We start from the raw sequence: 20,194 nt of genomic DNA on the forward strand, positions 1-20,194 counted from the left end.
TCAGGAACATGCCGATCGTGGCGAGCGGGCTTGCCCTAATGCCGTTCAGTTAAGCGCAGATTCCCTGTGGCGAGCAGGCTTGTCCTGCGTTGGGCTGCGCAGCAGCCCCAAAGCCAGACGCTGAGCCGTATCAGGTACACCGCGTTTTGCTCGATGGGGGGCGCTACGCACCCCAACGCGGGGCAAGCCCGCTCGCCACAACAAGCTCTTTAGCCACAGCGCCGGTTTGCCCGCAACTGCACAGCAGCTGAAGAACATCGCAATCAGCTTCAAACCATTTGATAAATCCGTCCGGGTATTTGGATGATGGCCGGCCTGCGGTAGGCCACTCAGGAACATGCCGATCGTGGCGAGCAGGCTTGTCCTGCGCTGGGCTGCGCAGCAGCCCCAAAGCCAGACGCTGAGCCGTATCAGGTACACCGCGTTTTGCTCGATGGGGGGCGCTACGCACCCCAACGCGGGGCAAGCCCGCTCGCCACAATAAGCTCTTTAGCCACAGCGCCGGTTTGCCCGCAACTGAACGGCAGCTGAAGCACATCGCAATCAGCTTCAAACCATTTGATAAATCCGTCCGGGTATTTGGATGATGGCCGGCCTGCGGTAGGCCACTCAGGAACATGCCGATCGTGGCGAGCGGGCTTGCCCTAATGCCGTTCAGTTAAGCGCAGATTCCCTGTGGCGAGCAGGCTTGCCCTGCGTTGGGCTGCGCAGCAGCCCCAAAGCCAGACGCTGAGCCGTATCAGGTACACCGCGTTTTGCTCGATTGGGGGCGCTTCGCACCCCAACGCGGGGCAAGCCCGCTCGCCACAACAAGCTCTTTAGCCACAGCGCCGGTTTGCCCGCAACTGAACGGCAGCTGAAGAACATCGCAATCAGCTTCAAACCATTTGATAAAGCCGTCCGGGTATTTGGATGATGGCCGGCCTGCGGTAGGCCACTCAGGAACATGCCGATGATGCGTCGAAATTCTTTTGTGCTCTGCCTGTGTTTGCTGGCGGCGCCGCTGTGCCACGCCGCTGCGGCGCCTGAAGGCTTTGCCCGAGGGGTCAGCGGCGGCGGCCAGGCTGCCGCCGTGCACCCCGCCACCCTGGCAGAGTTGAAAAACGCTCTGTGCGACCGCTTCGATGCGCGCGGCAACTGCATCGACACCACGCAGCGCGTGATCGCTCTGGACCATACGTTCGATTTTCGCGGCTCCGTAGTAACCGACGGCAGCGCCCGGGTGACCGAGGCCGGTTGCATGGCCAACGCCTGCCCCAAGGGCGGTGGCCAGTGGGCCATCGACGGCGCCAACCATTTTTGCCAGTCCAAACCGCCGGCCACGGTGAGCTATGACAAGGCTGGCCTGCAGCGCTTGAAGGTCGGTTCGAACAAGACGTTGCTGGGCGTGGGCCCACATGCCGGGATTCAGGGCATCGGCTTGTTGATCGGCGGCGGCGCGCGCAATGTCATCGTGCGTAACCTCACGCTCTCGGACATTAACCCCCGCGTGGTCTGGGGCGGCGATGCGCTGACGCTGGACGCCGCCGACGGCGTGTGGATCGACCACAACACCTTCGCGCGGATCGGCCGGCAGATGATCGTGAGCGGCTGGGGCAGCGCCACCCATGTGACGATTTCCAACAATGAATTCGACGGCCGCACGCCCTATTCGGCGACCTGTGACAGTCACCACTACTGGGTCTGGCTGTTTCTCGGTCACCACGACACCCTGACGCTGGTGGGCAACTACGTGCACGACACCTCGGGACGTGCGCCTCACGCCGGCGGAATGGGCGATGCCGAGGTGCGTGCGCAACTGGTCAACAATGTGTTCGCCCACCTGACTTACCAGGGCGCGATCATGTCGCGCACCGCCAGCGCCCATCTGCTGGTGGAAGGCAATGTCTTCGACGACGTGTCCCACCCGCTGTTCAACGATACCCGCCAGCCCGGCACCGCCTTCGCCCTCTTCGCCCCGGCCGCCGATAACGCGTGCCGGGCAGCCATCGGCAGGCCCTGTGTGCCGAACCAGCAGCATCAGAGTGGCGACGATTATCGCCCGCAGGACGCGGCGGCACTGGAGGCGTTCAGCCAATACCGCCAGTACCTCGTCGCACCGCAGCCGCCCGACAGGGTGCGCCTGCAGGTGCCCCGCGATGCCGGTGCGGGCCATATGGACCTGGAGAAAAACTGATGCGACGTCTCATGCTGATCATGCTGTGCACCCTGGCGGCCCAGGCCCACGCCGCCGGTTTCGGCTTTACCCGCAGTGACTCGCACATCGTGGTCGACACCGGCGCCAACCTGGTCTTCAGTGTGGACACGCACAATGGCGACCTGGTCTCGATGCGCTATCGCGGCAACGAACTGCAGACCACCGAACCCAAGGCTTCGCAGATTGCTTCGGGCCTTGGCAGCGCACAGGTGGAGGCGCGCACCGTGGGCGATGTGATTGTGATCAGCGCGCGGTCAGGTGAGCTGATCCACTACTACCTCGCCAACAAAGGCCGCGCGGCGATCTACATGGCGACCTACGCGCCGACCCTGCTGCCGGTGGGCGAGCTGCGCTTTGTGGCGCGGCTGGATGTCAGCAAGCTGCCCAAGGCCCAGCGTGGCACCGACTCCAATGTCGGCACGGCCATCGAAGGCAAGGACGTGTTTTTGCTGGCCGACGGGCGCACCAGTTCCAAGTTCTATTCGGCGCAACCGATGATCGATGACCCCCTGCACGGCGTCAAAGGCCCGGGGGTGGCGGTGTACATGCTGATGGGCAACCGCGAGCTGAGCGCGGGCGGCCCGTTCTTCAAGGACATCGCCACGCAGAAAACCCCGGTCACCCACGAGCTGTACAACTATATGTTCTCCAACCACACCCAGACCGAGCCCTATCGCGGCGGCCTGCACGGCGTCTATGGGTTGCTGTTCACCGACGGTGACGCGCCAGGCGCAGCGTTGACCGACCTTGGGTTCGTCGACGACCGCCTGGGACTTGCCGGCTTTGTCGGCAGCGCAGAACGCGGTGCCCTCGCCGGCCAGGTTGGCGGCGTGGCCCATGGCCTGCCGGCAGTGGTGGGCTTGAGCAATGCCAACGCCCAATACTGGGCGCGGGCCGACGGCAACGGGCGGTTCCAGTTGACGGCGATGCGGCCGGGGCATTACCGCATGACGCTGTATCAGGGTGAACGTGAGGTGGCGCAGAGCTGGGTGGATATCAGCGCAGGCGCTACCAGCCAGGCGAGCTTGCAGGCACACCCGCCAGCGGGTCAGGTGAAATGGCAGATCGGCACACCCGATGGCACGCCGGCCGGGTTTCTCAATGCGCGTCTGCTGCCCTGCGCCCATCCCAGTGATGCGCGCATGACCCCTTGGGCGCCCGTCACCTACAGCGTTGGCACCAGCAAGCCCGACGCCTTCCCCGCCGCGCAATGGCGCGACGTCAACAGCCCTACGCGCATCCAATTCGTCCTGGCTGCCAATGAGCTGCGCGCTTACCGCCTGCGCCTGTTCATCTCGCTGGCCCAGGCTGGCGGAAGGCCGACGGTGAGCGTGAATCAGCAGTGGACAGCGCCGCTGCCGCAGGCCTCCAACCAGCCGGACAGCCGTGGCATCACCCGTGGGACGTATCGAGGCAACAACACGGTGTTCGACGTCAATGTGCCGGCCACGGCCTTGCATGCAGGGGTAAATTCACTGGAGATTGGCGTGGCTTCGGGTAAAACGGGCCAGGGTTTTCTGAGCCCGGGCTTTGTGTTCGACAGTGTGCAGTGGGTGCAGGACTGATGCCTCGCGAACCCTGAAACAATTAGACATCTAATTGTTATTGACTCAATACAGAGCCAAAAAAATCAACACTATATTTCGAACAAACTTAAAGTTGCGAACAAGAGTGTCGATATTAATTCCACGGGTGAAAGCGCCCACACCTGAGGAGTTACCATGTTTTTGCGAAAACTAAATCTCGCACCGCGATCGGCTGTTTGTTTCGGTTTTTTCTGCCTGATCATTATTGCGATGGGGTTGCTGGCACTCAGGCAAGCCGGGCTGCTTAGAACAGCAGAGAAGTATGTCGAAACCAACGTGTTGCCCAGCGTACAACTGTTGGGCCAACTGGACCGGGAGTTTGTCACCATCCGAGGCAACAACGCCCGGGTGCGCAACCCGATCGAGCCCCAGGAGCGCCGGACCAAGGCGGTCAGCGATATCCAGCAATCGCGGCAGTTGATCGATCAATATGCGCAGTCCTTGAAAAACCTCATCGTCACGCCGCAAGGCCAGGAAGCGTTTGCACGTTTACGCGAAGTACAAGCCGACTATTTCAAGACTCAGGACAATTACCTTGCGTTAGTTAGCGCACAGCAATTGGAAGGCGCAGTCGCCATATCAAACGGGCCAATGAAAGTAGCGGCGGATAATGTCGAAACTGCATTAAAAGCGCTTATCAGCGTTAACCAGGACAAAGCAAAAAAAGCCGGACAGGAGGCCGATGACGTTTATGCGCAAACACTGATGATCGTCGGCGTGTTCCTGCTCCTGTCGATAACCGCCTCTTTACTGTTGGCCTGGCTTTACACCCGCAGCCTTACAGTGCCGATCAATCAATCCCTGCTGATGGCCCAGCGCATTGCCGCCAATGACTTGAGCCAGCGCATCGAGGTGGACGGCTCCGACGAAGCGGCGCAACTGTCAAAAGCCATCGCCACCATGCAGTCCAATCTGCGTGATGCACTGGCGCTGATCGGCGACTCCTCCACGCAACTGGCGGCCACCGCCGAAGAAATGCACGCCGTGACCGAGGGCGCGTCGCGCACCATCCAGCGGCAGAACCACGAAATTGAAATGGCGGCCACCGCCGTGACCGAAATGACCGCCGCCGTGGAGGAAGTCGCAGGCAATGCGGCCACCACCTCCGATCTGACCGCGCAATCCAGCTCGGCCGCCATCGCCGGGCGCAATCAGGTGAACGACACGGTCGCGGCCATCAACATGATGGTCGCCAACGTGCAGTCCACCTCCGGTGAAGTGCAAGTGCTGGCGACCATGGCCAATGACATCAGCAAGGTGCTGGACGTGATCCGGGCGATTGCCGAGCAAACCAACTTGCTGGCGTTGAACGCCGCCATTGAAGCCGCGCGCGCCGGTGAAGCCGGTCGTGGCTTCGCGGTGGTGGCCGATGAAGTAAGAGCCCTGGCCCATCGCACGCAGAAATCCACCCAGGAAATCGAGCAGATGGTCAGCTCGATCCAGACGGGCACGGGCAATGCGGTGTCGTCGATGAACCAGACCAGCGCTCAAGCCAGCAAGACCCTGGACATGGCCAACGGCGCCGGCAAAGTGCTGGGCGACATCACCGACTCCCTGAGTCAGATCAACGAGCGCAACCTGATGATTGCCACCGCCGCCGAGGAACAGGCCCAGGTCGCGCGCGAAGTGGATCGCAACCTGGTGAGCATCCGCGACTTGTCCAGCGAGGCCTCCGAAGGCTCGAACCAGACGGCGATTGCCACAGCCGAGCTGACCAAGCTGGCGACCGACCTCAATCAGCTGACCCGCCAGTTCAAGCTTTAGGCCGGGTCGCCAGCCGGTTGCAGCCGTACAACAGCATGCCCAACAGCAGCAGTGCGCCGCCCCGCAACCAGGTGTCGAGGCTCTGCTGGCTGAGCAGGAGCAGGCACGACACAATCGCCAGCACCGGCACCCAGGTGGGCACGCGAAAATGGTCGACGTCGAGGGTGTCACGGCGCAGTACCAGCACCGCCAGGTTGGTGCTCAGAAACACAAAGAGCAGCAACAGCACCACCGTCTGCGCCAAGGCCGCCAGGGTGCCGGTCAACGTCAATGCAATGGCCACCAGGCTGCTGGCGATGATTGCCACCCAGGGCGTACGCCGCTTGGGCAGCACCCGCGACAACGGCTCGGGCAGCAGGCCCAGGCGGGCCATGCCGTAGGTCAGGCGGCTGGCCATGATCATGGTCAGCAGCGCGCCGTTGGCCACCGCCACCAGGGCAATGAACGCAAACAGCCTGGGCGGGATGTTCAAGCCTGAGGCGCGCACCACTTCCAGTAACGGCGCCGAGGTCGCCATCAGCCTGTCCATTGGCAGCACGGTGGACGCGGCGACACCTACCGCCATGTAAACAACGCCCGCCGTCACCAGCGCGCCGAACAGCGCACGCGGGTACACCTTGCGCACGTCACGGATTTCTTCGGCGAGGTTGGCCGATGTCTCGAAGCCGACAAACGAGTAGAACGCCAGCAACGCCGCGCCGAGCACGGCGAGCATCGGGTTGATGCCGGGCTTGAATTCGAACGCGCGGCCCAGGTTGGCGTCGCCCATCTGGAAACACCAGGCCGCCGCGACCACCACCAGTAACAGCCCGGACAGTTCAATCGCCGTCATGAGCATGTTGGCGCCCAGCGACTCCTTGATCCCGCGCGCATTCAGCAGCGCAATCACCAGCAGAAAGATCGGCGCAGCCAGAGGGGGCGAGATATCGATGAACGCTGCCAGGTAGTCGCCGGCAAACGCCAGCGAAAGCCCGGCGGCGCTGGTCACCGCTGCGGCGAGCATGCTGAAGCCGACCAGAAAGGAAATCAGTGGCGACTTGAAGGCCTTTTCGGCGAACACCGACGCGGCGCCCGCGTGCGGGTATTTGGTCACCAGCTCCGCGTAGGAGCCGGCAGTGAGCATGGCGAAGAACAGTGCCACCAGCAGCGGCACCCAGATCGCCCCGCCCACCTCGCCGGCAATGGTGCCGGCCAGCGCATAGACGCCGGCGCCGAGCACGTCACCGAGGATGAACAGAAACAGCATCGGGCCGCTAATGGCCCGGCGCAGGGACGGTTTGGCGCTACTGGGGGATTGGGTCATGGGCGGCTCTGGCGGCAGGTGATGAAGGCATCCTTGGTGGAGGACTGTTGCACAGTTGAAGTTCCATCAGGATGGCGAAGCTGCGGGCAAATGAGGCTCGCCCGTGCATTTCGTCGCCTCACCTCGCGCACCGTCCACATCGCAACTACTGTATAAATGAACAGTAAAAAAACACCTCACTTAAGGACAAGTATCATGACCGACGATCTGAAGCAGTCAGGCTCCAGCACCACTTCGCAGACCACTGTCTCACTGGAACAGGCCAAGGCCGGCAGGGTGCTGGAGTTCACCTGGGCCCCCAATACCAACACCACCACCACCATCCTCTCGGCAGACTGTGTCGACTATCGGGTCGACACCTCCCAGGGCAGCCCGACGGGCGACAGCCACTCCATTGCGCGGCTTACCTACGTGCAGGGCAAGGGCGGCGGCCAGATCGGCACGCTGTACCTCGAAGAACTGCGCACGGGCGTACGCACCAACACCCAGATCGGGCTGATGGTCGGTCGCAAATGGGTGTTTGACTCCGATGCCGACACCACCGGCAGCATCGGCACTTATGTGGTCGAGCAATTTGATGACATGCGCGCCAGCGTCAATTACGTGGGCGCTTTCGCCCGCGTCTTTGCCGACCCCAGGATGGTGACCTACCACGCCGGTGGCCACGTGCACACCAACACCTCGATCACCGGCAGTCGCCCCCTGACCATGGCCGATTCAGGCAAATCGATTCTGGTCATCAGCAACACCGACGTCACCCTGACGATAGGTGAGGAAGTCACCGAAGGGTTCAAGGTGACGCTGATCCAGGCCGCCGCCGGCAAGATCAACCTCGCTGCTGCGGGCGACCATACGCTGTACAGCAACGCCGGCAGCCGCATGAACACGCTCAATCCACTGGACGAGCTGGAAATCAGCTCCTTTCCCGCAGGCCCGGTGTTTCTGGCCTTTCGGGTCAGGCCTGCTGCTTAGCGGTCGGGGGCGCTGGCAAGGAGGGCAACAGGCGCTGATCTTCGCGCAGCAGACAACGGCCCACATAAGCGCCGTTGTGCTGCTTGCGATCAGAGCCTGACCCAATTCAGATCCACCGCCCCCTGAATACCGTCAACCTGTCCCTTGCTGCTGTGCTGCCACCATCGCCAACTCTTGCCCTGCTTGTTCCATGTTTGCGGAACTGTAGGTTCGGTGACGTTCCAGTTGGCGATCCACAGCGGGCATTCGCTAAAGTCATATGTGTGCCAGGCCACGCGGTTGTTCCAGATGTTGGGCGAGGCATAAATATGCGGATAGGCCCCCTCCAGCAGCGAAACCCGAACAAGCGTCACCAACTGGAACAGGGCGTCCGCCATCTGATCCGCAGTGGCGCTTTCGTTGCGATGGGTCTCGACATCAATGGCCAAAATGTCCTGCCCGAGCTTGAAGTCCACCTCGGCAAGGCGCGCCTTGATATTGGCCAGTTGCTCACACGGCGTGCTGCTCAACGCACGGAAATAGTGGTAAACCCCGGCCTTCAAGCCGTTCGCCTTCATCCCCTGGAAGTTCTCGACAAATGTGGGATCGGTGTAGTCACCGCCCTCGGTCATCTTCGCTATCGCATGGGTGATGCCGGCGCCCGCCACGCGCGCCCAGTCGATGTTGCCCTGCCAGCGCGACACGTCGATACCGCATGCATTTTCCCGACTGTTCGATTCTTCACAACTCATCTCTGCTCTCCTGCAATGGGTGATCGTCGCATTTTTCCATCGGCGATCAGCTCACATGCACTATCGGAGTAGCACTTTCTGGGGGTGCGCGTAGTGGACTTGCATAGTCACGCCTACTCAAGGATGCACCGGCGTCTCCCCTGTTCAGCTCCCAGTATTGATGCCTGCCTCGCCATCAAGCTCTACCGACTTGACTCCGGGTATGCCACGCAACCTCTGTTCAAGTTGGTCGGGATTATCTGACTTCGGCGTCTTGACGGCAAAGCCGCCAAGATTGTCATAAGTAAACAGGATCTTTGCGCCGGCTTTATTGATTTCACGCTGGATCAGCGTGCGCTTGAGGTGGGTATTACAATCACACAAGACGATGAACGTGGACGGGACGTGTGACGAAGGCGTCTTTATTTCCGTCGCTCCAGCGTTGAGCGACGAGACGGACAACACGCCTGCAATCAATAATAAAAGCCGATACTTCATAGCCGTAGCACTCCATTTTAAATACGCACGTTATAGACAGCGGTGTGACACAGACGACCCCGGAAACTTTCTATTCGACCCAACTGGGCGCGCGAAAATGGCCATCCGTTTCGTCGACCCCTTCCGACAAGATACTTAATGCAGCGTCAACGGCGGCCTCTTTGACAAAGAGTGAACAGTCGACCAGCCTGTGCGTGAAATCACCCAGCACCCACAGGCCTGGCTTTACTTCAGCGACTTTCGTATAGGTACCGAGCGCGTCCAGCAGCCTTTCACTTGCATTGATTACAACAATATCGGCATGACCACGCACAGGTTTCGCGTCAGCCCTCGAGTCGTCCATAAGACTGCATAGCGCTGCCATCTGCGCAGCACTCATGGCGCTCTCGAAGACGTGTTTAATATGGTGCTCGAAGTGATGATCCATTGAGGAACTCCTGTTTTTTTACCACTGTTACCAGGCTGACACCCTGTTGGTTTTTTTGGCAGACATGCAGGGAACGTTGTCATACAGACTTTCCGGCCCCTCGGAAAAAGCCAGGCGTGTCGCGATCTATAGTTTGAACCGCATGACCCTCTGATTAAGCTCAACCGCCAGGCGCGAAAGCTCATGGCTCGCCGAGTTGGTCTGATGGGCACCTGCTGATGTTTGCAGTGACAAATCACGGATGTTAACCAGGTTGCGGTCAACCTCTCGCGACACCTGGGCCTGCTCTTCGGCGGCGCTGGCAATCACCAGGTTTCGCTCGCAGATTTCGCCAACGCTGCGGGTAATTTCCTCCAGTGCTTGCCCCGCACTGCGGGCCACACCCAGTGTGGCCTGGGCTCGAACACTGCTGTTTTGCATTGACGCGACCGCCTGGCTGCTGCCCTGCTGTATGCCGCTGACCATCACCTCGATTTCCTGAGTGGACTGTTGCGTGCGATGAGCCAGCGCCCGCACTTCGTCGGCAACGACGGCAAAACCTCGGCCCGCCTCACCGGCTCGAGCAGCCTCGATGGCCGCGTTGAGGGCCAGCAGGTTGGTTTGCTCGGCAATGGCGCGAATCACATCCAGCACCTTGCCAATGTCGCGCGTCTGACCCGCCAGGCTGCCCACTTGCTCGGCAGTGACCTCGACATCGGTGGTCATCTGCTCAATGGCATTGACCGTGTCCTGGACGCGCTGACGGCCTTGCATCGCCGCCGCACTCGACTGTTGCGAGGCGGTCGACGTACTCACAGCATTGCTGGCCACTTCTTCAACGGCGGCGGTCATCTGATTGACGGCTGCCGCCGCCTGCTCGATCTGGTTGTTCTGCTGCTCGAGCGTACTTGAGCCTTCCTCGGTGACGGCGTTGAGCTCTTCGGCGGCCAACGCCAATTGGGTCGCCGAGCCGGAGATATGCTGCAAGGTATCGCGCAGGTTGGTCTGCATGGCTGTCAAAGCCTGTTGCAGGCGAGTCACCTCGTCACGGCCCTGAATGTGCACAGTCTGGGTCAGATCACCTCGGGCTACGTCTTCGGCTGTTCGTAGGGCGTCATTGAGGGGACGAATAATGCTTCGCGTCAGGATAACGGCCAGTAACGCGGTCAGAACGGCCGTCAATATCAGTACTGCGATGATGACGTTACGTGCCGTCAGGTAGTTGCTGGAAGACGCCATCACTGCAGCTTCTGAATCCTTGCGGTTATCCTCCAGCAGCCAGTCAACCAGTGGCGCCATTTGGCTTGAGTACTTCTTGAGATCCCCTTTGATCAAAGCCCGGATCTCATCTTCACGGTTGGCCAGCGATGCCTTGCGCAGTTCATCCTGCGCCTTCACATAATGACCAAGCGCTTCCTTGAACTGGCCAAACCTGGCCGTTTCTTCATCGCCATTGAGCAGCGGCTCGTAGTCATTGACTATTCGGTCTGCTTTTTTAGTCAACTCTTCGATGCGCGCATCAGACTTTTCAATATCCGCCTGGCCTGCGCTACGGTTGACCAATACCGCATAAGACATGGTGCGAAGGCGCGCTGTCGTGTCCGCCAATTCTCCCAGAAGGCGAGTGGGCGCCAGCCCGCCTTTAACGATGGACTGGGTCGTGTGATACAGGTCAGCCATCTTGCCCAGGCTCATTACACCGAGGAACAGTACAAGCAAGGCCATGAAGGCAAAAAAGAGTGAGGCACGCGGCGCGATACCAAGATTACGAAGCGTCATGATGGGGCGACTCAATAGGATACAGGCCAATAGCGAATCAGCGGGAGTCGGTTGCGAGAGCCGTTATAAGCCTTGAGCTCTAACGACCTCCCCCGCTGCTGCATGCAACTTCTCCTCCCGTTGGCCTTACATGAAGTTATAGGTGTAATCGAAAATAAGGCGGGTTTGATCGGTATTGGATCCCCCCGAGCCGTCGCCTCGATACGCACCGTGTCGCAGCGTCGCGCTCAGGTTTTTCAGCGGTCCTTCCTGCACGGTGTAGGCAACACGCATGTCGCGTTCCCATTCAGAATGATCACTGCCGTTTTTCACGTCCCTGATGTCATCACCGTGCAAGTAGGCGACGCTCATTTTCAAACCGGAGATGCCCATGGAAGCGAAGCTGAAGCTGTATTGGCCGAATGTCGTATTTTCCCCTGCACGGGCGAACTGATTGATCATGCTGTTGGTGAACAGATAGAAATCCGACCCGCCCTGGCCCTCGTTACGCCCACGGCTGTCGGCGATGCTTCCATTATTGACCCACACAAACCCGCCATCATCACTCACGCGCTGATGACCGACCATGATGGAGTGACCACCTAGGGCATAAGTAAACATGGCACTCCATGTCTTGTTGGAAACCTCACCTGTATCTTTTGCGTAACCACCATTGTTGTTGAAGCGATAACCCACCTGGCCATTCTTGCCATCGGAGTTGCTATCGAAGTAACGCAGGTCGGTTTTCAGGGTTTGATCATTGCCAATCGGCACCAGATAAACCAGGCCGAGGAAGGTTTGATTGTAAAAATCCTTGAGTTGAGAGTGATAGGCTTGAGCAGTCAAATTCCTGGTGATCTTCCAGTCGGCTCCCGCAAACTGGAAACTGTTGGAGTCCTTTGTTGCGCCGGATACAGACAGACCGGAACTATTGCTGGAGGCACGGCCAACAGCGTCCGTGATCTTGCCAACGTTCAGCGTTACATCATTGAATACTTTGGAAGTTAACATACCGCCCTGGAAAGTCTGCGGCAGCACACGACTTTCGCTGGCATTGAGAATCGGCAGTTCAGGACTTAGTGCATTGCCCACCTTCAGCGTTGTATCGGCGAGTTTGACCTTCACGTTGGCGCCCGCGCGACTCCAGGTCTGTTCAGCAGAGCCATCCGAATCGCTTGGCGAAAACGTGTTTTTATCCGGATGATGCCCCCTGCCCCCATCCAGATGAATCCCCGTGAGCACTTGCGCATCCAGGCCCAGGCCAATCGTGCCTTGGGTATAGCCCGACGCATAATTGAAGAGCAGCCCCTGGGCGGCTTCCTTTTGATCCGCACCACCGGCGCGGTTGTCGTTATTGAAATACAGGGTGCGCGAGCTGATGCTTGCCTTGGATCCAGAGATAAAGTCGCCTGCGCCTGCTGCTTCGCCGGCATATACGCTGAACGACGATACGTTGGCGAGCGCAATGGCCACCGCCAGAGTTTGCTTGTTCATACTGCCCCCAAATAGTGTGCCAACGAACGTGGCTTATTAACACCGCAGCGATAAGCAGCGCTTTTTTATAGTTGAATGGGTCCGCGGGCCAGCCCATCAATGATGATCACTGACGGGCACCCCTGAGATTAATGAAAACGCTGGAACTTTCTGACCTGTTGACTAACAGTATCCAAACGCGGAGCGTCTTATTGGCGCGCTAACTCATGGAGCGCTATCAAAAGACGCTTTGAGTCCACGCTGGTTATTTAGCGCCCGTTATAACCGGACAGGTCTTGGGTGTCGGTTGATCAAACAACACAGCCATCCCGCAGTTGGAGGTAAACATTTTCAAATTATCGTGGCCGACGCCTGGCACCATGACCACCTTCTGTTTCAAGTGCGCCGGGTGCCGCTTTTTCATGTAATCGAAATAAGCGCGTCCTCGCGCGAGCCGATAAGGCCCTTGCGACATACCCGCGCATGACCGATCGATGAAGTGTTTGTAGGGGTCTGTGTCTGCCTCACCGAGCAGGTACACGACATTGCGCGCGGCATAGTCGGACTCCAGCGTTTTCACATTCTGCGATGACACATACTCGGGGCCGTCCTTGAGTTGATATTTCCATTTGGTCGCTTCCGGGCACGCACCGCCTGCCAGAGCCTGGCTGTCGGGGCGTTCGTCACTGAAGTACAAATAGCTGGATGGATTGGCAACCACGTAGCGAAGATCGATATGGGCACGCGTCAATATCGGATCGGCGCGCCCCACTACGGCATAACGTTGCAGGATCTGCGCGCCGGCCGAGTGCCCCATCAACACCACGCTGGACAGCGCCGGGTACAGACGTTTATCGGCAAAATGCTCGAGCAGCGCGTCAAGCGCCGCGAAGGAACTGAGGGGCACAGGCCCGACCGCCGCCTCTCCACCTTTCCAGCCCTCCTGCGTCCACGCCAGACTCCGGGCAGGCAGCGAAAAGGCTTTCACATCCGGAGCCGTCAGAAATTGCGGGGCAACCATCATTGCCCCTTTGCCCAGCGATCCAGCGCCCGCGAGGATCTGTTGACCCGTTGCGAAATAGGTGTCGGCGTTTCTGAGCGTGCCATGTATGACGATAAACACTTTCGTGACGTCCGGCGCTACCGCGTTGATATCGCCACTGGCAAACACCGGAATCACGCCTTCGCCGCTCGGGCCACGGACCAGCAGTTGCTGATTGCCTACTTTTTTAACCGGTTCATCCAGTACGGCGTCGGCGTTGGCAACCACCGCTTTAGGCGGTAACTGCTGACATCCGTACAGTGCGATGGACAAGGGGACACACAGCAGAACACCTTTGGCGTTCTTCAACGTTTTTATTATTTTCATCATTGCGCTCCAGGTTGAAGGGGTCTTCATCACAACATCAACATTCGTCAAAACGCTCAGGTCGTTGCCTCTTGAACGTGCAACCGATCCTCTGCGGCGTAGATCGCCGTATGCAGCCCGCCCTCGGCATCGCGCCAGGCGCGGTACATGCCGGGTGTATTGAACACCAGCGCGGTGTCACCGTTGGGGGCCACGGCAACCACGCCGCCGTTGCCGCCCACCGCTTTCAGCTCACCCAGCACCACCTGGTCGCACGCCTTGCGCAGTCTGGCGCCGGCGTATCGCATGCGTGCGGCGATGTCGTGGGCGACGGCACATCGAATGAAAAACTCGCCATGCCCGGTGGCGGAAATAGCCGCGCTGCGGTTGTCGGCCCAGGTGCCGGCACCAATCAGCGGCGTATCACCGATACGTCCGTAACGCTTGTTGGTAATGCCGCCGGTGGATGTCGCTGCGGCCACCTGGCCGCTGCGATCCAACGCCACCGCCCCCACCGTGCCGAACTTTTTCTCGATACCGCCGGGTTCCAGGCTGAGCGTTTGCGGGCTCAGGCGCTGGGCTTGCCATTGCCTGCGGCGCAGTTCGGTGTCGAACCATGCATTGTCGACCTGCTCCAACGCCTGGGCGGCAACGAACTGGTCGGCACCGACGCCAGACAACAGCACGTGGTCGCTGTGTTCGAGCACCGCACGCGCAGCCTTGATGGGGTTGCGCGCAAAATGGATCCCGGCCACGGCGCCCGCTTCACGGTGGTCGCCGCTCATGATCGCGGCGTCCATTTCATGATCGCCCTTGTCCGTGAATACGGCGCCTCTGCCCGCGTTGAACCAGGGACACTCCTCAAGTTCCACCACGCTGGCCTGGGCGGCGTCGAGCGCGCTGCCGCCCCCCTCCAGGATGCTCAGTCCGGCCTTGAGCGCGCTCAGCAGACTGGCGTGCACGGCGTTCTCGTCTTCGGCGCTCAAAACGCCCGCTTGCAGGACGCCGGCCCCGCCGTGCAACGCGATTGCGATAGGAGATGTCATGCCGGCTGCGCCCCATGGTTCAGAATCTGGTTGAGGAAGCGTTGCGTGCGTGGCGACTGCGGCGAATGGAAAAACTCGGAAGGCGGCGCCTGCTCAATGATTTCTCCACCATCCATGAACACCACACGGTCGGCCACCTTGCGAGCGAAACCCATTTCGTGGGTCACACAGATCATGGTCATGCCGTCTTCGGCCAGGCCGGTCATCACCTCAAGCACTTCGGCGATCATTTCCGGGTCCAGTGCGGAGGTCGGCTCATCGAACAACATGATCCGTGGCTGCATGCACAGTGCGCGCGCGATGGCGATGCGTTGCTGCTGGCCGCCGGAGAGCTGCGAGGGATACTTGTTGGCGTGATCACGCATCATCACCTTGTCCAGCAACTGCAAGGCGCGCTCGATGGCTTCGGCCACCGGCACACCCAGGTTGGCCGTTTGAGGAAGGGTGCAATTCTTCAGCACCGTAAGGTGCGGGAACAGATTGAAGCTCTGGAAACACATACCCACCTGGCGACGCAACTGCTCCAGATGCTTGCCGTCAAGTGCGTGGCCCAGGACTTCGATCGTGCCCTGCTGGTGCTGCTCGAGCTGGTTGATGCAACGAATGAGCGTCGACTTGCCGGAGCCCGAAGGCCCGCAGATCACCAGCTTTTCACCCGGCGCCACCGACAGTGAAATATCGCGCAGCACGTGGGTCTGTCCGTACCACTTGTTGAGGTTTTCGATACGCACGACAGGGCCGACATCGGTGTGATTGGCAATGTTCATGAGCGGTCATGCTCCAGGTTATTTTCGAGATGGCGGGCATAGCGCGACAACGCGAAGCAAATAATGAAGAAGTACAGAGCAAGGAAGATGTAGATCTCGTGGTCATGCCCCGCCCATTCAGCGGACGCGGCCGTGCTGCTGGCGATGCCGACGATGTCCAGCACGCCGACAACCATCACCAGCGTGGTTTCCTTGAACAGGCCGATAAACTGGGTCAACAGTGGAGGAATGGTCTGCCGGAGCACCTGCGGCAGGATGATGTGCCCCATGGTTTTCCAGTAACCGAAGCCCAGCGCCTGCGCCGCCTCGTATTGCCCCTTGGGCAAGCTCTGCAAGCCGCCGCGCACGGTTTCGGCCATGTAGGCCGCGGTGAACAGGATCAGCACCACCTGCACCCGCAGCAGAATGTCGAACGCCACACCCGGCGGCAGGAACAACTGGATCATCAGCGACGCCATGAACAACAGGCTGATCACCGGTACCGAGCGCACCAGCTCGATGTACAGCACGCAGAGAAGGCGGATGACCGGCTTCTTCGAGCGCCGCCCCAGCGCCAGCAGAATGCCCAGCGGCAGCGCGAAAATCATGCCGATGGTGCCCAGCATCACGGTCACGGTCATGCCGGCAAACTGCGTTGACGAAACGCCTGGCAGGCCTGCGCCGCCCTTGAGCAGCCACCACATCAGCAGCGGCAACATCACCAGGTACGCCAGTAAGGCGCGGCGGTCCAGACGCTTGAAAAACAACAGGACAAACGCACCGACCGCCAGCAGGAATGCCAGGTTGACTCTCCAGCGCTGAGCTTCCGGGTAGAAACCGTAAACGAAGAGATTCCAGCGCTCGATGACCGGTAACCAGCAGGCGGCGTTAGGGTTGCAGGCGTCGCGGGTGCTGCCGACGAACGTCGCGTCCAGCACCAGCCAGTTGAGCGCCTTGGGGATGCACACTGCCAGCAAAGCTAGCACCAGCAGGGTCAGCAACGAGTGGCCGACACTGGGGAACATCGACTGGCGCACCCAGCGCCAGACGCGCACCGAGAGGGTCGACTGCGGTGGCAAACGCACCGGGACGATATGAGTCAGTTCGTTCATGCTCAGTGCCCCCGCTTGCCGATGCGATAGTTGTAAACGTTCATCGCCAGAGAAATCACCAGGCAGATCACGCAATAGGTCGCCATCACCAGCACAATGCATTCGATAGCCTGCCCCGTCTGGTTCAACGTGGTGCCGCCAGTCGACGACACCAGTTCCATGAACCCAACCACAACGCCAAGCGATGAGTTCTTGACGATGTTCATGTAGGTGTTGGTTATTTGCGGGACCATGGCGTAAAGCGCTTGCGGTGCAATCAGCTGACGCATGGCGGTGCCTCGCACAAAGCCCAGCGCCTTCGCTGCTTCGTACTGGCCTCGGTGCACCGCCTGGATGGCGGCACGCACCGTTTCAGCGATGTAACTGGCGCTGTAGAAAGAAAGCGCCAGCCACAGCGCCAGCAACTCCGGCACCAGGGTGGCACCGCCGTGAAACCCGAAGCCCTGGCGGGTCGGCACGTCCCAGTGCAACGCAGTACCGCTGGCCGCGTACACCAGCAGCGGCAGCAATAACGCGCACGCCAGCACCCAGGGCCAGCGGCGTGGCGTAAAACCACGCCAGCGGGCACGGGCATCACGGCACTTGAAGGCGACGATGGCGGACAGTGCGCCCACGCCCATTAACACCAGGCCCCAGCCGACGGCTGCGCCCTGCTGCGGCCACGGCACCTGCAGGCCCGCGTTGCTCAGGAAAAACACGTCTGCCAGCGAGAAAGCCTGGCGGACGCTGGGCAGTGCGAGCATCAATCCGTACCACCAGATCAGATGCACCACCAACGGGACGTTGCGCAGAAACTCGATACTCATCCCGCACAGGCGATTGACCAGCCAGTTTTCCGAAACCCGGCCAACGCCCAGCAGCACACCGATCAGCGTTGCCAGCACGATACTGATGACTGACACCAGCAAGGTATTGAGCAGGCCAACGAGATACGCCCGCCCGTAGCTGTCGGAGGGCGTGTAGTCGATCAGCTGGAAACTGATGTCGTAGCCTGCCCGGTCCGTCAGAAAGCCGAAACCGGACGCAATGTTCAGGGCTTTGAGGTTGAGGCTTGCGTTGTGTGCCAGGCCATAAAACACCAGCACCACCAGCAGCAGCACGAGCCCCTGCTGCAGCGCACTCAGCAGGCGTGCACGGTTAAAACGTTGGGTCAGCATGACGACATCCCGTTTCGTTGATTGAAGTTGGCCACTCAGCGGATCGGCGGCGCATACAACAACCCGCCGTCTTTCCAGAGGCGGTTCATTTCACGGGGGAAGTTCAAACCGGTTTGTGGACCGAGGTTACGGTCATAAATCTGCGCGTAGTTGCCGACCTGTTTGATCGCCCGGTACGCCCAATCGCTGTCCAGGCTGAACGCCTTGCCGACGTTGCCATCGGTGCCCAACAAACGCGCGACATCGGCTGACGCGGTTTTGTCCGCGTGCAGTTTATCGACGTTGTCGGAGTCCACGCCCAGCTCTTCGGCCGTGATCAACGCATAGGCGGTCCAGGTCACGATGTTGCGCCACACGGCATCGCCCTGCGCGACGTAGGCCCCCAGCGGTTCCTTGGAAATGACCTCAGTCAGCAGCGGGTAATCGTCAGGTTTGTTGAACAACGCGCGGCGCGCCGCCAGGCCGGACATGTCGTTGGTGATGGCATTGCACCGGCCCTTCTGGAAGGCGGCGAACAGTTCAGGGCTCTTCTCAATGACCACCGTGCGGAAGGTCAGGCCGCGCTTGCCGAAATAGTCTGCAAGGTTCTGCTCAGAGGTGGTGCCTGGCGACAGGCAAAAGGTCGCGCCTGCCAGGTCGGTGAGCTTGGCGATCTTGTCCTCGGCGTGCGTCATGAAGCCTTGCCCGTCATAGAACCAGATCGCCGTAAAGTCGACGCCCAGGCTCGCCACGCGGTCCGCCGTCCATGAAGTGGAACGCGACAGCACGTCAATTTCGCCAGAAGCCAGCGCGGTGAAACGGTTTTTGCCGGTGGTGGCAATGAACTCCACCTTGTTCGCATCGCCCAGCACTGCAGCCGCGATGCCTCGGCAAAGGTCAGCATCCATGCCGGTCCATCGGCCCTGGTTATCGATGATCGAAAACCCCGGCTTGTCGCTGGCGACGCCACAACGCAGGCTACCGTGCGCTTTTACGTTTTCCAGCACACCTGCCTGTGCCGTGCAGGCGCCGAACAGGATCAACGCCAGCGAGCACGTCTTGAGCAACGCGTTCAGACCATTCACTTTATGCATAACATTGCCCCAGAGCGGTAGTTGTTCTTATGATCGACGATGCACCCAAAGGGTCTTTGCAGGCTTGGGTTCGTCAATACAATAACCAGCCATCGAAAGGTAACGTTAGCGCCGATTGATTCACTTTCCAGTTCGGCCTATCGACTATTGGAATAACTATGGATATTGAGTGGTATGAGGATTTCCTCGCATTGGCAGACACGGGAAAATTTACCGCCGCTGCGAGCATGCGTGGCTCATCGCAATCCGCCTTGAGTCGGCGCATCCAATTGCTGGAAACGCGCCTGGGCGCAGTCCTGATCGACCGCAGCAAGAATCCCATCCGCTTGACGGTCGCCGGCCAGGCCTTGCTGCCGAACGCCCTGGAACTGGTACGTCTGGCGCGCGACTGTGAGCAGAGCGTGAAGATTCTCGACTGCCCGTTGAGCTTCGCATCGCTGCACACCCTGGCCTGCAATTTCTTTCCGGACTGGATCAGCCACGCAATGCCGCCAGGCGAGCGGGTGTTTACCCGCATCGACACCAGCTACCGCAGCACGGATGATTACTACATGGCCTTGTTGTCCGGCCGCTGCGACTTCATCCTGTTTTATCGGGAAGCCGAATCGCAGGCTTACGCCCAGCGTGAGGAGTTCGAAACACTGTCGCTGGGTCACGACGAGCTTTATTGGGTGGCCACGCCCCAACTGGCCGAGCATTGCACTCAGTCAGATGGCCCGATTCCGTGGCTGACCTATTCGCGCAGCGCCCAATTGCACGAACTCTCGCGCACCCAGGTCAGTCGCCACCCTCAACCCGAACGCCTGCAACGGGTATTCGAAGCGACGGTGTCCGAGGCGCTCAAATCCATGGTCGCCAACGGCCACGGTGTCGCTTGCATGCCCCACACCATGGTCGCGGGGATGATTGAACAGGGCGAGCTGGTCAGGCTGTATCCGCAAATGGAGCCTGACCATCTCGAGGTCATACTGGTGCGCTGGCTGGGTAACCGCAACACGCAGGCGCAAGCATTATGGGCGCGTCTGGCGGGCGCCTGATTGCACCG

Annotated in this window: 17 protein-coding genes and 1 pseudogene; 5 read left to right on the plus strand and 13 right to left on the minus strand. The window is 60.1% G+C overall.

The features are described 5' to 3' along the window. The first annotated feature begins 952 nt into the window (after positions 1 to 952). The 3 genes from ACXX81_RS12700 (at position 953) to ACXX81_RS12710 (ending at position 5,547) form a co-directional block, all read left to right on the plus strand. A complete protein-coding gene (locus ACXX81_RS12700; protein ID WP_458571793.1) occupies positions 953 to 2,176 on the plus strand; it encodes a pectate lyase family protein in 1,224 nt (407 codons plus the stop codon). Further along, on the plus strand, positions 2,176 to 3,762 hold the full coding sequence (locus ACXX81_RS12705) for a rhamnogalacturonan lyase B N-terminal domain-containing protein (RefSeq protein ID WP_458571794.1): 1,587 nt from the start codon (positions 2,176 to 2,178) through the stop codon (positions 3,760 to 3,762). The genes ACXX81_RS12700 and ACXX81_RS12705 overlap by 1 nt, the downstream gene beginning before the upstream one ends. Positions 3,763 to 3,918: 156 nt before the next feature. After that, the gene (locus ACXX81_RS12710) at positions 3,919 to 5,547 is read left to right on the plus strand and encodes a methyl-accepting chemotaxis protein (RefSeq protein ID WP_209981072.1); all 1,629 of its coding nucleotides are present in this window, start codon (positions 3,919 to 3,921) and stop codon (positions 5,545 to 5,547) included. Here the strand turns inward: ACXX81_RS12710 and ACXX81_RS12715 are convergent. Further along, complete coding sequence (locus ACXX81_RS12715; protein WP_209981070.1) at positions 5,537 to 6,850, minus strand: APC family permease; 1,314 nt, start codon at positions 6,848 to 6,850, stop codon at positions 5,537 to 5,539. The genes ACXX81_RS12710 and ACXX81_RS12715 overlap by 11 nt on opposite strands. Positions 6,851 to 7,045: 195 nt before the next feature. Between ACXX81_RS12715 and ACXX81_RS12720 the strand changes: the two genes are divergently transcribed. Continuing rightward, positions 7,046 to 7,822 carry a hypothetical protein gene (locus ACXX81_RS12720; protein ID WP_209981068.1) on the plus strand — a complete coding sequence of 259 codons (777 nt, stop codon included), beginning with the start codon at positions 7,046 to 7,048 and terminating at the stop codon, positions 7,820 to 7,822. An 89-nt stretch (positions 7,823 to 7,911) separates the two neighbouring features. Here the strand turns inward: ACXX81_RS12720 and ACXX81_RS12725 are convergent, their stop codons facing one another. From ACXX81_RS12725 to ACXX81_RS12780, 12 genes and pseudogenes are all read right to left on the minus strand, one after another. Further along, entirely contained in the window at positions 7,912 to 8,553 is a 642-nt protein-coding gene (locus tag ACXX81_RS12725; protein ID WP_209981066.1) for a glycoside hydrolase family 25 protein, read from the minus strand. A gap of 144 nt (positions 8,554 to 8,697) precedes the next feature. After that, positions 8,698 to 9,030: a hypothetical protein gene (locus ACXX81_RS12730; RefSeq protein ID WP_209981064.1), complete on the minus strand. Its 333-nt coding sequence runs from the start codon at positions 9,028 to 9,030 to the stop codon at positions 8,698 to 8,700. Between the two features lie 70 nt (positions 9,031 to 9,100). After that, positions 9,101 to 9,457: a hypothetical protein gene (locus tag ACXX81_RS12735; protein WP_209981062.1), complete on the minus strand. Its 357-nt coding sequence runs from the start codon at positions 9,455 to 9,457 to the stop codon at positions 9,101 to 9,103. Between the two features lie 126 nt (positions 9,458 to 9,583). Beyond that, positions 9,584 to 10,447 (minus strand): methyl-accepting chemotaxis protein, encoded by an 864-nt coding sequence (locus tag ACXX81_RS12740; RefSeq protein ID WP_373460614.1) that lies wholly within the window; start codon positions 10,445 to 10,447, stop codon positions 9,584 to 9,586. Beyond that, positions 10,439 to 11,215: pseudogene (locus tag ACXX81_RS12745) on the minus strand (MCP four helix bundle domain-containing protein); the annotation flags it as partial. The gene ACXX81_RS12740 and the pseudogene ACXX81_RS12745, both read right to left, overlap by 9 nt. Before the next feature lie 126 nt (positions 11,216 to 11,341). Beyond that, a complete protein-coding gene (locus ACXX81_RS12750; protein ID WP_322213301.1) occupies positions 11,342 to 12,688 on the minus strand; it encodes an OprD family outer membrane porin in 1,347 nt (448 codons plus the stop codon). A 244-nt stretch (positions 12,689 to 12,932) separates the two neighbouring features. Continuing rightward, entirely contained in the window at positions 12,933 to 14,036 is a 1,104-nt protein-coding gene (locus ACXX81_RS12755) for a protein kinase family protein (RefSeq protein WP_209981056.1), read from the minus strand. A gap of 56 nt (positions 14,037 to 14,092) precedes the next feature. Beyond that, positions 14,093 to 15,061 carry an isoaspartyl peptidase/L-asparaginase family protein gene (locus tag ACXX81_RS12760; RefSeq protein WP_209981054.1) on the minus strand — a complete coding sequence of 323 codons (969 nt, stop codon included), beginning with the start codon at positions 15,059 to 15,061 and terminating at the stop codon, positions 14,093 to 14,095. Next, the gene (locus tag ACXX81_RS12765; RefSeq protein WP_209981052.1) at positions 15,058 to 15,828 is read right to left on the minus strand and encodes an amino acid ABC transporter ATP-binding protein; all 771 of its coding nucleotides are present in this window, start codon (positions 15,826 to 15,828) and stop codon (positions 15,058 to 15,060) included. The genes ACXX81_RS12760 and ACXX81_RS12765 overlap by 4 nt, the downstream gene beginning before the upstream one ends. Next, complete coding sequence (locus tag ACXX81_RS12770) at positions 15,825 to 16,919, minus strand: amino acid ABC transporter permease (protein WP_209981049.1); 1,095 nt, start codon at positions 16,917 to 16,919, stop codon at positions 15,825 to 15,827. The genes ACXX81_RS12765 and ACXX81_RS12770 overlap by 4 nt, the downstream gene beginning before the upstream one ends. Before the next feature lie 2 nt (positions 16,920 to 16,921). Next, positions 16,922 to 18,076 carry an amino acid ABC transporter permease gene (locus tag ACXX81_RS12775; protein WP_209981047.1) on the minus strand — a complete coding sequence of 385 codons (1,155 nt, stop codon included), beginning with the start codon at positions 18,074 to 18,076 and terminating at the stop codon, positions 16,922 to 16,924. 35 nt (positions 18,077 to 18,111) lie between these two features. After that, the gene (locus tag ACXX81_RS12780; protein ID WP_209981045.1) at positions 18,112 to 19,149 is read right to left on the minus strand and encodes an amino acid ABC transporter substrate-binding protein; all 1,038 of its coding nucleotides are present in this window, start codon (positions 19,147 to 19,149) and stop codon (positions 18,112 to 18,114) included. 158 nt (positions 19,150 to 19,307) lie between these two features. Between ACXX81_RS12780 and ACXX81_RS12785 the strand changes: the two genes are divergently transcribed. After that, entirely contained in the window at positions 19,308 to 20,186 is an 879-nt protein-coding gene (locus tag ACXX81_RS12785; RefSeq protein ID WP_322213295.1) for a LysR family transcriptional regulator, read from the plus strand. The last annotated feature ends 8 nt before the right edge of the window (positions 20,187 to 20,194 follow it).

The organism is Pseudomonas sp. GNP013 (assembly GCF_054343995.1).